11 protein-coding genes are annotated in these 13,694 nt (G+C 58.9%); 8 read left to right on the forward strand and 3 right to left on the reverse strand.

From position 1 onward, the window contains the following. Positions 1 to 28 precede the first annotated feature (28 nt). From QRN61_RS00205 to QRN61_RS00220, 4 genes are all read left to right on the forward strand, one after another. Entirely contained in the window at positions 29 to 1,951 is a 1,923-nt protein-coding gene (locus QRN61_RS00205) for a PrkA family serine protein kinase (RefSeq protein WP_003228848.1), read from the forward strand. A gap of 107 nt (positions 1,952 to 2,058) precedes the next feature. Next, on the forward strand, positions 2,059 to 3,330 hold the full coding sequence (locus tag QRN61_RS00210; RefSeq protein ID WP_003228849.1) for a YeaH/YhbH family protein: 1,272 nt from the start codon (positions 2,059 to 2,061) through the stop codon (positions 3,328 to 3,330). After that, positions 3,327 to 4,889: a SpoVR family protein gene (locus QRN61_RS00215; protein WP_003228850.1), complete on the forward strand. Its 1,563-nt coding sequence runs from the start codon at positions 3,327 to 3,329 to the stop codon at positions 4,887 to 4,889. Before QRN61_RS00210 ends, QRN61_RS00215 begins: the two co-directional genes overlap by 4 nt. Before the next feature lie 64 nt (positions 4,890 to 4,953). Continuing rightward, entirely contained in the window at positions 4,954 to 6,183 is a 1,230-nt protein-coding gene (locus QRN61_RS00220) for a multifunctional CCA addition/repair protein (RefSeq protein WP_285372965.1), read from the forward strand. Positions 6,184 to 6,263: 80 nt separating this feature from the next. Here QRN61_RS00220 and folK read toward each other — a convergent pair whose 3' ends face one another. Together folK and folB are read right to left on the reverse strand one after the other, a co-directional pair. Continuing rightward, positions 6,264 to 6,782, reverse strand: coding sequence for a 2-amino-4-hydroxy-6-hydroxymethyldihydropteridine diphosphokinase (gene folK, locus QRN61_RS00225; RefSeq protein ID WP_285372966.1), 519 nt, complete (start codon positions 6,780 to 6,782; stop codon positions 6,264 to 6,266). Then, a complete protein-coding gene (folB, locus tag QRN61_RS00230; protein ID WP_003228857.1) occupies positions 6,773 to 7,129 on the reverse strand; it encodes a dihydroneopterin aldolase in 357 nt (118 codons plus the stop codon). Before folB ends, folK begins: the two co-directional genes overlap by 10 nt. 74 nt (positions 7,130 to 7,203) lie before the next feature. Here folB and plsY point away from each other — a divergent pair, with 74 nt between their 5' ends. Continuing rightward, positions 7,204 to 7,773, forward strand: a complete 570-nt coding sequence (gene plsY / locus QRN61_RS00235; protein ID WP_027610711.1) for a glycerol-3-phosphate 1-O-acyltransferase PlsY — start codon at positions 7,204 to 7,206, stop codon at positions 7,771 to 7,773. 35 nt (positions 7,774 to 7,808) lie between these two features. Here the strand turns inward: plsY and tsaD are convergent, their stop codons facing one another. Next, complete coding sequence (gene tsaD, locus QRN61_RS00240) at positions 7,809 to 8,834, reverse strand: tRNA (adenosine(37)-N6)-threonylcarbamoyltransferase complex transferase subunit TsaD (RefSeq protein WP_027610710.1); 1,026 nt, start codon at positions 8,832 to 8,834, stop codon at positions 7,809 to 7,811. Positions 8,835 to 9,033: 199 nt separating this feature from the next. On the opposite strand from tsaD, the gene rpsU reads away from it, so the two are divergent. The 3 genes from rpsU to rpoD all read left to right on the forward strand — a co-directional run bounded on the left by rpsU (position 9,034) and on the right by rpoD (position 13,610). After that, complete coding sequence (gene rpsU, locus QRN61_RS00245; RefSeq protein WP_002551877.1) at positions 9,034 to 9,249, forward strand: 30S ribosomal protein S21; 216 nt, start codon at positions 9,034 to 9,036, stop codon at positions 9,247 to 9,249. 481 nt (positions 9,250 to 9,730) lie between these two features. Beyond that, a complete protein-coding gene (dnaG, locus tag QRN61_RS00250; RefSeq protein ID WP_285372967.1) occupies positions 9,731 to 11,695 on the forward strand; it encodes a DNA primase in 1,965 nt (654 codons plus the stop codon). Positions 11,696 to 11,762: 67 nt separating this feature from the next. Beyond that, on the forward strand, positions 11,763 to 13,610 hold the full coding sequence (rpoD, locus tag QRN61_RS00255; protein WP_027610709.1) for an RNA polymerase sigma factor RpoD: 1,848 nt from the start codon (positions 11,763 to 11,765) through the stop codon (positions 13,608 to 13,610). Positions 13,611 to 13,694: the final 84 nt, after the last annotated feature.

Here is a 13,694-nt window from a genome sequence, read left to right on the forward strand (position 1 = left end):
GGCTCCACGTATCGAGCGAGGTGACGTCATGAGTATCTTTAGCCACTTCCAACAACGCTTCGAGTCCACACGCCAGGAAGAACTCTCGCTGCAGGAGTACCTGGAGCTGTGCAAAAAGGACCGCAGCGCTTACGTTTCCGCCGCCGAGCGTCTATTGATGGCCATCGGCGAACCCGAGCTGCTCGACACGTCGACCAACTCGCGGCTGTCGCGGATCTTCTCCAACAAGGTGATTCGTCGCTATCCGGCCTTTGAAGACTTCCACGGGATGGAAGAATGCATCGACCAGATCGTCTCGTATTTCCGCCATGCCGCCCAAGGCCTGGAAGAGAAGAAACAGATCCTCTACCTGCTCGGCCCCGTCGGTGGCGGTAAATCGTCCCTGGCCGAGAAGCTGAAACAGTTGATGGAAAAAGTGCCCTTCTATGCGATCAAGGGCTCGCCGGTATTCGAATCGCCTCTGGGTCTGTTCAACGCCACCGAAGATGGCGCGATCCTCGAGGAAGACTTCGGCATCCCGCGGCGCTACCTGAACACCATCATGTCGCCGTGGGCGACCAAACGCCTGGCCGAATTCGGTGGCGACATCAGCCAGTTCCGTGTGGTCAAACTGTATCCGTCGATCCTCAACCAGATCGCCGTGGCCAAGACCGAACCGGGCGACGAGAACAACCAGGACATCTCGGCGCTGGTCGGTAAGGTCGACATCCGCAAACTCGAGGAATACCCACAGAACGACGCCGACGCCTACAGCTACTCCGGTGCGCTGTGCCGGGCCAACCAGGGCCTGATGGAATTCGTCGAAATGTTCAAGGCACCGATCAAGGTGCTGCACCCATTGCTGACCGCCACGCAGGAAGGCAACTACAACAGTACCGAAGGGCTGGGGGCGATTCCGTTCACCGGGATCCTGCTCGCGCACTCCAACGAATCGGAGTGGCACACCTTCCGCAACAACAAGAACAACGAAGCGTTCATCGACCGGATCTACATCGTCAAAGTGCCGTACTGCCTACGGGTCAGCGACGAGGTGAAGATTTACGACAAATTGCTGTTCAACAGTTCGCTGGCCAAAGCCCACTGCGCCCCCGACACTCTGAAGATGCTGGCGCAGTTCACCGTGCTGTCGCGCCTCAAGGAACCGGAAAACTCCAACATCTATTCGAAGATGCGCGTCTATGACGGGGAAAACCTCAAGGACACCGATCCAAAGGCCAAGTCGATCCAGGAATACCGCGATTCGGCGGGCGTCGACGAAGGCATGAACGGTCTCTCGACCCGTTTCGCGTTCAAGATTCTGTCCAAGGTGTTCAACTTCGATCCGCATGAAATCGCCGCCAACCCGGTGCACCTGTTGTATGTGCTGGAACAACAGATCGAGCAGGAACAGTTCCAGGCCGAGACCCGCGAGCGCTATCTGCGCTACCTCAAGGAATACCTGGCGCCGCGTTATATCGAGTTCATCGGCAAGGAGATCCAGACCGCTTATCTGGAGTCTTACAGCGAATACGGGCAGAACATCTTCGACCGCTACGTGCTGTATGCGGACTTCTGGATCCAGGATCAGGAATACCGCGATCCGGAGACCGGCGAGATTCTCAACCGTGTCGCCCTGAACGAAGAGCTGGAGAAAATCGAGAAACCGGCGGGCATCAGCAATCCGAAGGATTTCCGCAACGAGATCGTCAACTTCGTATTGCGCGCTCGGGCCAACAATAACGGCAAGAACCCGACCTGGCTCAGCTACGAGAAACTGCGGGTGGTCATCGAGAAGAAAATGTTCTCGAACACCGAAGACCTGCTGCCAGTCATCAGCTTCAATGCCAAGGCGAGCAAAGAGGATCAACAGAAACACAACGACTTCGTTACTCGAATGGTCGAACGCGGCTACACCGACAAACAGGTAAGACTTCTGTCCGAATGGTACCTACGGGTCCGGAAATCGCAGTAAAACAGCTACAAGCTTCAAGCTACGAGCTGCAAGAAAAAAGCATGTGAACGCTGTGCTTCTACTTGCGGCTCGCAGCTCACAACTTGAAGCTGCCCGGAGGGCCACGTATGAGCTATGTGATCGACCGACGTCTCAATGGCAAGAACAAGAGCACGGTTAACCGCCAGCGCTTCCTGCGGCGTTACCGTGATCACATCAAGAAGGCTGTCGAAGAGGCAGTCAGCCGCCGTTCCATCACCGACATGGAACACGGCGAACAGATCAGCATTCCCGGTCGCGATATCGACGAACCGGTGCTTCACCACGGTCGCGGCGGCAAGCAGACCGTGGTTCATCCCGGCAACAAGGAATTCACTGCTGGCGAACACATCGCCAGGCCTCCGGGGGGCGGCGGTGGACGCGGTCCCGGCAAGGCTGGCAATTCCGGCGAGGGCATGGACGAATTCGTCTTCCAGATCACCCAGGAGGAATTCCTCGAGTTCATGTTCGAGGACCTTGAACTGCCGAATCTGGTGAAACGCAACCTGAGCGGTACCGACACCTTCAAGACCGTGCGCGCGGGGATCAGCAACGAGGGCAACCCGTCACGGATCAATATCATCCGCACCCTGCGCTCGGCCCACGCCCGGCGCATTGCGCTGTCCGGCAGCAGCCGTGCCAAACTGCGCGAGGCCAAAGAGGAACTGGCGCGATTAAAGCGCGAAGAGCCGGACAACTTCGGCGATATTCAGGAACTCGAAGCGGAAATCGAGAAACTCAGCGCGCGCATTCACCGCGTGCCGTTCCTCGATACTTTCGACTTGAAATACAACCTGCTGATCAAGCAACCCAACCCCAGCTCGAAAGCGGTGATGTTCTGCCTGATGGACGTGTCCGGCTCGATGACCCAGGCGACCAAGGACATCGCCAAACGCTTTTTCATCCTGCTGTACCTGTTCCTCAAGCGGAACTACGACAAGATCGACGTAGTGTTCATCCGCCATCACACCAGCGCCCGGGAAGTGGACGAGGAAGAGTTCTTCTACTCGCGGGAAACCGGCGGCACCATCGTCTCCAGCGCCCTGAAGCTGATGCAGGAGATCATGGCCGAGCGCTACCCGAGCAACGAATGGAATATCTACGCCGCGCAGGCTTCCGACGGCGACAACTGGAACGATGACTCGCCGATCTGCCGCGACATCCTGATCAATCAGATCATGCCGTTTGTGCAGTACTACACTTATGTGGAGATCACCCCGCGCGAACACCAGGCCCTCTGGTACGAATACGAACGCATCGCCGAAGCCTTTTCCGACACGTTTGCCCAGCAGCAACTGGTCTCGGCCGGGGATATCTATCCGGTCTTCCGTGAACTCTTCCAGCGCAGGTTAGTGACATGACCGCCAAAGAGCAGAAACGCCAACCCATTTCCACCGGCTCCGAATGGACGTTCGAGCTGATCCAGGCCTACGACCGCGAAATCGCCCGGATTGCGGCCGGCTATGCCCTGGACACCTATCCCAACCAGATCGAAGTGATCACCGCCGAACAGATGATGGACGCCTATGCCTCGGTCGGCATGCCCCTGGGCTATCACCACTGGTCCTACGGCAAACACTTCCTCAGCACCGAGAAATCCTACAGCCGCGGCCAGATGGGACTGGCCTACGAGATCGTGATCAACTCGGATCCGTGCATTGCCTATCTGATGGAAGAAAACACCATCTGCATGCAGGCGCTGGTGGTGGCACACGCGTGCTATGGCCATAACAGTTTCTTCAAGGGCAATTACCTGTTCCGCACCTGGACCGATGCCAGTTCGATCATCGATTACCTGGTGTTCGCCAAGCAGTACATCATGCAATGCGAGGAGCGCCACGGTATCGATGCGGTGGAGGACCTGCTCGACTCCTGCCATGCGCTGATGAATTACGGGGTCGACCGCTACAAACGCCCTTACCCGATTTCCGCCGAGGAAGAACGCCGGCGGCAGAAGGATCGCGAAGAGCACATGCAAAAGCAGATCAACGATCTGTGGCGCACCATCCCCAAAGGCGCGGACAAATACAGCGACAAGGACAACGCCCGCTTCCCCGCCGAACCGCAGGAAAACATCCTGTATTTCATCGAGAAGCACGCGCCGTTGCTGGAGCCGTGGCAACGGGAGATCGTGCGGATCGTGCGCAAGATCGCCCAGTATTTTTATCCACAGCGTCAGACGCAGGTGATGAACGAAGGCTGGGCCACCTTCTGGCACTACACCCTGATGAACGACCTGTACGACGAGGGCCTGGTGACCGACGGGTTCATGATGGAATTCCTCACCTCGCATACCAGCGTGGTGTTCCAGCCAGGCTTCGACAGCCCTTACTACAACGGGATCAACCCCTACGCATTGGGTTTTGCGATGTATCGCGACATCCGACGCATGTGCGAAAACCCGACCGAGGAAGACCGGCGCTGGTTTCCGGACATCGCCGGTTCCGACTGGCTGTCGAGCATCAAATTCGCCATGAGCAGTTTCAAGGATGAGAGCTTCATCCTCCAGTACCTGTCACCCAAAGTGATCCGCGACCTGAAGCTGTTCAGCATCCTCGATGACGACCAGAAGGACGATTTGCTGGTGCCAGCGATCCACGACGAAACCGGTTACCGGATCATCCGCGAAACCCTGGCCGCGCAGTACAACCTCGGCAACCGCGAACCAAACGTGCAGATCTACAGCATCGACCGCCGCGGCGACCGCTCGCTGACCCTGCGTCACCAGCAACATGACCGCAAACCCTTGGGCGATTCCACCGACGAGGTACTGAAACATCTGCACCGGTTGTGGGGCTTCGACATTCACCTGGAAACCCTTCAGGGCGACCAGATCATGAAAACTCACCACGTACCGCCGCGAAGTGAACACAGCGAGGGTGATTACGGTCGACTCGACCTGGCCGTGATTCATCTCTAGATGCGGTTCTGACCTCCGAAAGTCCGACACAAGGGTTATCCTGTCGGGCTAACGGAGGTTTTTTATGCAGATTTTCAAGGTTGGCGGTGCGGTACGCGATCGCTTGCTGGGTATACCGGTCACCGACGTTGATCGGGTGGTGGTGGGCGCGACCACTGAGGAAATGCTCGCCCAGGGCTTTCGCCCCGTGGGTGCGGATTTTCCGGTATTCCTTCACCCGAAAACCGGCGAGGAATACGCCCTTGCCCGCACCGAACGCAAAAGCGGTCGCGGTTATGGCGGGTTCACTTTTCACGCAAGCCCCGAAGTCACTCTGGAAGAAGACCTGATCCGCCGCGACCTGACCATCAATGCAATGGCCGAGGACGACCAGCAAAACCTCACCGATCCCTATCATGGGCAACGCGATCTCGAAGCGCGCATCCTGCGCCACGTTTCCCCCGCATTCGCCGAAGATCCGCTCCGCGTGCTGCGCGTTGCGCGCTTTGCTGCCCGTTATGCCAGTCTTGGCTTCACTGTCGCACCAGAAACACTGGAACTGATGCGCCAGCTCAGCGAGTCCGGCGAACTGCAGGCGCTGACCGCCGAACGCAGCTGGAAAGAAATCTCCCGCGCACTGATGGAAGATCAGCCGCAGGTATTCATCCAGGTGCTGCGCGATTGCGGCGCACTGAAAGAACTGATGCCGGAAGTCGACGCGCTGTTTGGCGTGCCACAACCGGAAGTGCATCACCCGGAAATCGACACCGGCCTGCACACTCTCAGCGTTCTGGAGCAATCAGCGCTGCACAAACAACCGCTGACAGTACGCTGGGCTTGCCTGCTGCATGACCTCGGCAAAGGCCTGACGCCGGAAGAAGAGTGGCCACGACATATCGCCCATGAACACACTGGGTTGAAGCTGATCAAAGCGGTCAACGAACGCTTCAAGGCACCGAAGGATTGTCAGGAGTTGGCCTTGCTTGTCGGCAAGTACCACACCCACTGTCACCGGGCGCTGGAATTGAAGGCCTCAACATTGCTGGAGCTGTTGCAGAGCTTTGATGTGTATCGACGACCGCAGCGGTTTGAAGAGTTTATCGGCGCATGCGAAATGGACGCCCGAGGCCGTAAAGGGCTGGAGCAGAGAAGTTATCCACAGGCCGATTATTTACGCGGCGCTGCCCAGGCTGCGCGGGAAGTCGCGGTGCAGCCGTTGCTGGAGAAGGGATTCAAAGGCCCGGAACTGGGCGAAGCGCTGAAGCGAGAACGACTGAAGGCGCTAAAAGCCTACAAAGACAAGGCGTCAGCCTGAAAAGCTTCGCGAGCAAGCCCGCTCCCACAAGGGGAATGCATTCCAAATGTGTGGGCTTGCTCGCGAAAGCGGCCGTTAATTCAACGTAAATCCGAAGACGTCAGTTGCTGCCCACGCCACTCAAAGGCCACCGGCGCCAACACCTGATCAATCTGCGCCTCGGCCCACAACGTCGCGAAGCTTTTTCCCACACCCGGATGCACTCGATCCGGCGCAATCAGCGACAGCGGCCACAACACAAAGGCGTTTTTCAGGATTTCGGCACGCGGCAGGATCAAGCCGTCGAAGTTACCGGTCAGATCGCCGTATAACAGCACGTCGATATCCAGCGGCAGCCCCTTGCGATCCGGCGCATAGCGACCGTTATCGGCTTCGATGAATTTCAGGCGCCGATCCAGCTCCATCAAGGGCAGATCGGTAAGCGCCGAGACCACGAAGTTGAAGAAAGGCCCGCTCTTTATCCCCACCGGCTGACTCTCGAACACCGCCGAACAGCGGATATCCACCAGAAACATCGCCAAAGCGTCGAGCCCGGCGCGCAAATGGGTTTCGCGCTCGATATTGCTACCGAGCCCGAGGTACACCTGAGTCAGCGACATCCGCGCTCAATCTCCACACCCACGCCACCCTTGGCGGCCGGCACGGCGCCCGGCTTGGTCAGCTTGAGGCGAACCCAGGTGATCTTGAATTCGGCCATCAGCACTTCGACCAGGCGCTCGGCAAAGGTCTCGACCAGTTGATATTGGGATTGCTCGGCAAACGCCTGGATGCGCGTGGAAACGCTGGCGTAATCGAGCGCCAGGGTCAGGTCGTCACCCGCGGCGGCCGGGCGATTGTCCCAGGCGAAGCTCAGATCAAGACGCAGGCACTGTCGAATGCCCCGCTCCCAGTCGTAAGCACCGATCACGGTGTCGACTTCCAGGCCCTCGATAAACACTCTGTCCAAGCACTTTTCTCCGCTGCACGACAAGGGCGCAATGCGCCGTTAGAATCAGGGCGTCCTCGCCCGGAATAGTTAGCATGTTTTGGTTACTGGCGACTCTCGCCTACCTGCTCGGCTCTCTGTCCTTCGCCATTTTGCTCAGCCGCCTGACCGGAAACCCGGATCCGCGAATGAGTGGCTCGGGTAATGCCGGCGCCACCAACATGCTGCGCCTGGTCGGTCGCAAACTGGCGATCCTGACCCTGCTCGGTGATCTGTGCAAAGGCCTGGTACCGGTGCTGATCGCAGCGGCCGCAGGCCTTTCGCTGCAGGATCAGGCCTGGATCGGCGTGTGCGCCGTGATCGGTCACCTGTTCCCGCTGTATTTCCGTTTTCGCGGCGGCAAAGGCGTCGCCACGGCCGCCGGCATGCTGTTGGGCCTGTATCCACCCGCCGCGCTGCTGGCGGTGTGCGCCTGGCTGCTGACGTTCTACCTGACCCGTACCAGCTCGCTGGCGGCGTTGATCGCCACGCCCCTGACCTTGCCCTTACTCGCGTGGCAAGAACCGGAAGCGCTGCTGCCGATGAGCGCGTTGACATTGCTGATCGTCTGGCGCCACCGCGGCAATCTACGCGACCTGTTTGCCGGGCGCGAACGGCATTTTTAAATACCGCTCAGCCACACCGCCAATCGCACCGCCAATCACAGTGCCGACAACTGCTCCATCGGCCAGCGCGCCTGCACGCTGATCGCCAGACTTTCCTGCTGACCGGCCTGCAAACGCTGACAACCGGCAAACGCGATCATCGCGCCATTGTCGGTGCAGAACTCCGGGCGGGCGTAGAACACATCGCCCTGCATGTCGCCGAGCATCTTTTCCAGCGAAGCGCGCAAGGCCTTGTTGGCGCTGACGCCGCCAGCGATCACCAGACGCTTCATGCCCGCGTGTTTCAGGGCGCGCTTGCACTTGATGGTCAAAGTCTCCACCACGGCCTGCTGGAACGCCAGCGCGATGTCGCAACGGGCTTGCTCGCTGTCGTCCCCGGCGTTGACGCATTGCTGCCAGGTATTGAGAGCAAAGGTCTTCAAGCCGCTGAAGCTGAAATCCAGGCCCGGGCGATCACACATCGGACGCGGGAAGGTGAAACGTCCTACGACGCCCTTCTCGGCCAGCTTGGCGATTTCCGGCCCGCCCGGATAATTGAGGCCCATCATTTTCGCGGTTTTGTCGAACGCTTCGCCGGCAGCATCGTCGAGGGTCTCGCCGAGCAGGCTGTATTGGCCAATGCCGTCGACCTGAACCAGCTGCGTATGCCCCCCGGAAACCAACAAAGCGACGAACGGAAATTCCGGCGGTTTTGGCTCCAGCATCGGCGCCAGCAAGTGGCCTTCCATATGGTGCACACCGAGTGCCGGAATGCCCCAGGCAAATGCCAGCGCCTGAGCGCACGAGGCACCGACCAGCAGCGCCCCGACCAGGCCCGGGCCCGCGGTGTAGGCGATCGCATCAATCTCGGTCGGCACGCAGTCAGCCTCGGCCAACACCTGACGAATCAAGGGCAGCATGCGTTTGACATGGTCACGCGAGGCCAGCTCCGGCACCACGCCGCCATAGACGCGGTGCAGGTCGATCTGGCTGAACAGCGCGTCGGCCAGCAGGCCGCGTTCACTGTCGTATAATGCGACGCCGGTTTCGTCGCAGGAGGTTTCTAATCCCAGTACTAGCATGGGTTTGCGCCTTGTTTAGGCTGAATTCGAAGGCGCGCATAATAGTCGCCATGCGATGCCCCGACTAGCGGTTTTCGATCAGAGGCTTTGCATTCCGAGCGATGAGGGGTTAACATCCGCAACCCTTAAAAACCGACGTCTTCAAGTGCTCTTTTGCCGCGAGGATGTTGACCCCGGTAATGAATGAAGGTAGCTCTGGATGCCAGCCGTCAAAGTTAAAGAGAACGAACCCTTCGACGTAGCTCTGCGTCGTTTCAAGCGCTCCTGCGAAAAAGCCGGTGTACTGGCTGAAGTTCGTAGCCGCGAATTTTACGAGAAGCCAACTTCTGAGCGTAAGCGCAAAGCAGCAGCCGCTGTTAAGCGTCACGCCAAGAAAGTTCAGCGCGAACAGCGCCGCGCCGTTCGTCTGTACTAATACACAGACGATCGTAGCAAGCTTCTTGCCTAAGCCCGGCCCTCAGCCGGGCTAATGGCATTTGCGTAAAACGCTTGATGCTTCACCGTCGAAGCCGCACACGCGACCGAGACAAATCTGCTTCACGCGTCAGACCTGGCTCTTTTGCCAGCGGTGCACGTCTTTTCTGACGAGCCTTTCAAGGCTACTGACGAGCACACCCACTGATTCCTCTTACGACGATCAGCCCAAGGCACCTGCATGCGTGCCCGTTTTATTGAGCTATCCGGGGCCATTTATCGGCCGTCAGCGGATTCAGCGCAACACTTTCAAATAGTCGAAAACTGATGAGTACTAACGTCAGTGGTTTTTCGGCAGATACACTTCCCGACAGCGATCACGCAACCGAACCCGGTCGAGCCGCCCATTTTGTGCGCCTCACTCAAGACCTGCGTCCGGCCGCCCTTCGCATCGGACTCATTACAGCGCAGACGAGAACGCCATGGCCGGGCTGATTCCCCAGAGCTTTATTGACGACCTCCTGAACCGCACCGACATCGTCGACGTGGTCAGCTCGCGTGTGCAACTGAAAAAGGCCGGCAAGAACTACACCGCCTGCTGCCCGTTCCATAAAGAGAAAACCCCATCGTTCAGCGTCAGCCCGGACAAGCAGTTCTATTACTGCTTCGGTTGCGGCGCCGGTGGCAACGCCCTCGGCTTTCTCATGGACCACGACAACCTGGATTTTCCCCAGGCGGTTGAGGACCTGGCTAAAGCCGCCGGCATGGAAATCCCCCGCGAAGAAAGTGGCCGCCCGCACAAACCGCGGCAGCCAACCGATTCGCCGCTGTACCCGCTGCTCACCGCCGCCGCCGATTTTTACCGGCAGGCGCTCAAGAGCCATCCGGCGCGCAAGGCTGCGGTGGATTACCTCAAGGGCCGCGGGCTGACTGGTGAGATCGCCCGGGACTTCGGTCTCGGTTTCGCGCCGCCGGGCTGGGACAACTTGTTCAAGCATTTGAGCAGCGACACTTTGCAGCAGAAGGCCATGATCGACGCCGGCCTGCTGATCGAGAACGCCGAAACCGGCAAACGCTATGACCGCTTCCGCGATCGCGTGATGTTCCCGATTCGTGATACCCGCGGCCGCATCATCGCTTTCGGTGGCCGGGTACTCGGCGACGACAAGCCGAAATACCTGAACTCGCCGGAAACCCCGGTCTTTCATAAAGGCCAGGAGCTCTACGGCCTCTATGAAGCACGCAAGAACAACCGCAACCTCGACGAAATCATCGTCGTCGAGGGTTACATGGACGTCATCGCCCTCGCCCAGCAAGGTTTGCGCAATGCCGTCGCGACCCTGGGCACCGCAACCAGCGAAGAACACCTCAAGCGTCTGTTTCGGGTAGTGCCGAACGTTTTGTTCTGCTTCGACGGTGACCAGGCCGGCCGCAACGCCGCATGGCGCGCACTGGAAGCAACATTGCCGTGCCTGCAGGACGGGCGCCGCGCGCGCTTTCTGTTTTTGCCCGAAGGCGAAGACCCGGACACCCTGGTTCGCGCCGAAGGCACTGATGCCTTCAAGGCCCGAATCAACCAACATGCGCAACCGCTGGCCGATTATTTCTTCCAGCAACTGACCGAGGAAGCCGATCCGCGCTCGCTCGAAGGCAAGGCCCATATGGCCACCCTCGCCGCGCCGCTGATCGACAAAGTGCCGGGCGCCAACCTGCGCATCCTGATGCGCCAGCGCTTGACCGAAATTACCGGTCTGAGCAGCGAAACCGTCAGCCTGCTGGCGCAAAGCGCGCCGCAGGAAGCGCCGCCCGCCTACGATCCGGGCATCGATTACGACGCAATGCCGGATTACAGCGACTACCATCAGCCGCAGGCACAAGACATGTATGTGCCGCAGCAGGAGTGGACGCCGAAGAAACCCGGCGCCGGCGGCAAGAAATGGGACAAGAAACCCTGGGACAAGAACGGCAAGCGTGGCGGCGATCGCGATCAACAACGCCCGCGCACGCCGATTGGCGTCGAATCACCGACCCTGACCGCCCTGCGAACATTGCTGCATCACCCGCAACTGGCCGAGCGCGTCGAGGACGCCGGGCACATTGCGGACGAAAATCAGACCAACGCACAGTTGCTTGTGGCGCTGCTCGAAGCCGTACAGAAGAATCCCAAGCTAAACTCATTTCAGTTGATCGCGCGATGGCACGGCACTGAACAGGGTCGCTTGTTGAAAGCGCTGGCGGAAAAGGAGTGGCTGATTGACGGAGAAAACCTTGAACAACAGTTTTTCGACACCATTACTAGCTTGTCAGCCCGCCAACGCGAGCGAAATCTGGAACAGTTGCTCAGGAAAGCGCGTCAAAGTGAACTGAGCGCCGAAGAGAAAAATCAACTGCGCGACCTTTTAAGTCGCAATGTTTCCGCATCAAACCCGACCTCAACTGGCGCGTGAGGTCATAGCTCAGGTATAATCCTCGGCTTGTTTTTTGCCCGCCAAGACCTTCAGTGGATAGGGTGTTATGTCCGGAAAAGCGCAACAGCAGTCTCGTATTATTGAGTTGATCAAACTGGGTCGTGAGCAGAAGTATCTGACTTACGCCGAGGTCAACGACCACCTGCCCGAGGATATTTCAGATCCGGAGCAGGTGGAAGACATCATCCGCATGATTAACGACATGGGGATCCCCGTACACGAGAGTGCTCCGGATGCGGACGCCCTTATGTTGGCCGACGCCGATACCGACGAGGCGGCTGCGGAAGAAGCAGCCGCCGCGTTGGCAGCGGTGGAGACCGATATCGGTCGCACCACTGACCCGGTGCGCATGTACATGCGTGAAATGGGTACGGTCGAGCTTCTGACTCGTGAAGGCGAAATCGAAATCGCCAAACGTATCGAAGAAGGCATCCGTGAAGTGATGAGCGCGATCGCGCACTTCCCTGGCACGGTTGACCACATTCTCTCCGAGTACACTCGCGTCACCACCGAGGGTGGTCGCCTGTCCGACGTGTTGAGCGGTTACATCGATCCGGACGACGGCATTGCGCCGCCGGCTGCCGAAGTGCCGCCGCCGATCGACGCGAAAGCCGCCAAGGCTGACGACGATACCGACGACGATGACGCCGAATCTTCGGATGACGAAGAAGAAGCCGAAAGCGGTCCGGATCCGGTCATCGCGGCCCAGCGTTTCGGCGCTGTGTCCGATCAGATGGAAATCACCCGCAAGGCCCTGAAAAAGCACGGTCGTCACAACAAGGCAGCGATTGCCGAGTTGCTGGCCCTGGCCGAGCTGTTCATGCCGATCAAACTGGTGCCGAAGCAATTCGAAGCCTTGGTCGAGCGTGTTCGCAGCGCCCTGGATCGTCTGCGTCAGCAAGAGCGCGCGATCATGCAACTGTGTGTACGTGATGCACGTATGCCTCGCGCCGATTTCCTGCGTCAGTTCCCGGGCAATGAAGTCGACGAAAGCTGGTCCGACGCCCTGGCCAAAGGCAAGAGCAAATACGCCGAAGCCATTGGTCGCGTCCAGCCGGACATCATCCGTTGCCAGCAGAAACTGATCGCGCTGGAAACCGAGACCGGCCTGACCATCGCTGAAATCAAGGACATCAACCGTCGCATGTCGATCGGTGAGGCCAAGGCCCGCCGCGCGAAGAAAGAGATGGTTGAAGCCAACTTGCGTCTGGTGATCTCGATCGCCAAGAAGTACACCAACCGCGGCCTGCAATTCCTCGATCTGATCCAGGAAGGCAACATCGGTCTGATGAAAGCGGTGGACAAGTTCGAATACCGTCGTGGTTACAAATTCTCGACTTATGCCACCTGGTGGATCCGTCAGGCGATCACTCGCTCGATCGCCGACCAGGCCCGCACCATCCGTATTCCGGTGCACATGATCGAGACGATCAACAAGCTCAACCGCATTTCCCGCCAGATGCTGCAGGAAATGGGTCGCGAACCGACCCCGGAAGAGCTGGGCGAACGCATGGAAATGCCTGAGGACAAGATCCGCAAGGTATTGAAGATCGCTAAAGAGCCGATCTCCATGGAAACCCCGATCGGTGATGACGAAGACTCTCATCTGGGCGACTTCATCGAAGACTCGACCATGCAGTCGCCAATCGATGTTGCAACCGTTGAAAGCCTGAAAGAAGCGACCCGCGAAGTGCTGTCCGGCCTCACTGCCCGTGAAGCCAAGGTCCTGCGCATGCGCTTCGGTATCGACATGAACACCGACCACACACTCGAAGAAGTGGGCAAACAGTTTGACGTAACGCGTGAGCGGATCCGTCAGATCGAAGCCAAGGCGCTGCGCAAGCTGCGCCACCCGACGCGAAGCGAGCATCTGCGCTCCTTCCTCGACGAGTGATACCAGAACCCCCGGCCCAGGCCGGGGGTTTTGTTTATGCGGCAGATTAAATCCCTCGCACCGCCCCTCCCCGGCATACCCCGT

The organism is Pseudomonas sp. lyk4-TYG-107 (genome assembly GCF_030209055.1).
Lineage (GTDB): Bacteria > Pseudomonadota > Gammaproteobacteria > Pseudomonadales > Pseudomonadaceae > Aquipseudomonas > Aquipseudomonas putida_A.

Bases quoted from the DNA above. Each gene is read 5' to 3' on its own strand.
- dnaG (WP_285372967.1), top strand. From the start codon at position 9,731: ATGGCCGGGCTGATTCCCCAGAGCTTTATTGACGACCTCCTGAACCGC.
- rpoD (WP_027610709.1), top strand. From the start codon at position 11,763: ATGTCCGGAAAAGCGCAACAGCAGTCTCGTATTATTGAGTTGATCAAA.
- folK (WP_285372966.1), bottom strand. From the start codon at position 6,782: ATGTCGCTGACTCAGGTGTACCTCGGGCTCGGTAGCAATATCGAGCGC.
- QRN61_RS00215 (WP_003228850.1), top strand. From the start codon at position 3,327: ATGACCGCCAAAGAGCAGAAACGCCAACCCATTTCCACCGGCTCCGAA.
- QRN61_RS00210 (WP_003228849.1), top strand. From the start codon at position 2,059: ATGAGCTATGTGATCGACCGACGTCTCAATGGCAAGAACAAGAGCACG.
- QRN61_RS00220 (WP_285372965.1), top strand. From the start codon at position 4,954: ATGCAGATTTTCAAGGTTGGCGGTGCGGTACGCGATCGCTTGCTGGGT.
- QRN61_RS00205 (WP_003228848.1), top strand. From the start codon at position 29: ATGAGTATCTTTAGCCACTTCCAACAACGCTTCGAGTCCACACGCCAG.
- tsaD (WP_027610710.1), bottom strand. From the start codon at position 8,834: ATGCTAGTACTGGGATTAGAAACCTCCTGCGACGAAACCGGCGTCGCA.
- rpsU (WP_002551877.1), top strand. From the start codon at position 9,034: ATGCCAGCCGTCAAAGTTAAAGAGAACGAACCCTTCGACGTAGCTCTG.
- plsY (WP_027610711.1), top strand. From the start codon at position 7,204: ATGTTTTGGTTACTGGCGACTCTCGCCTACCTGCTCGGCTCTCTGTCC.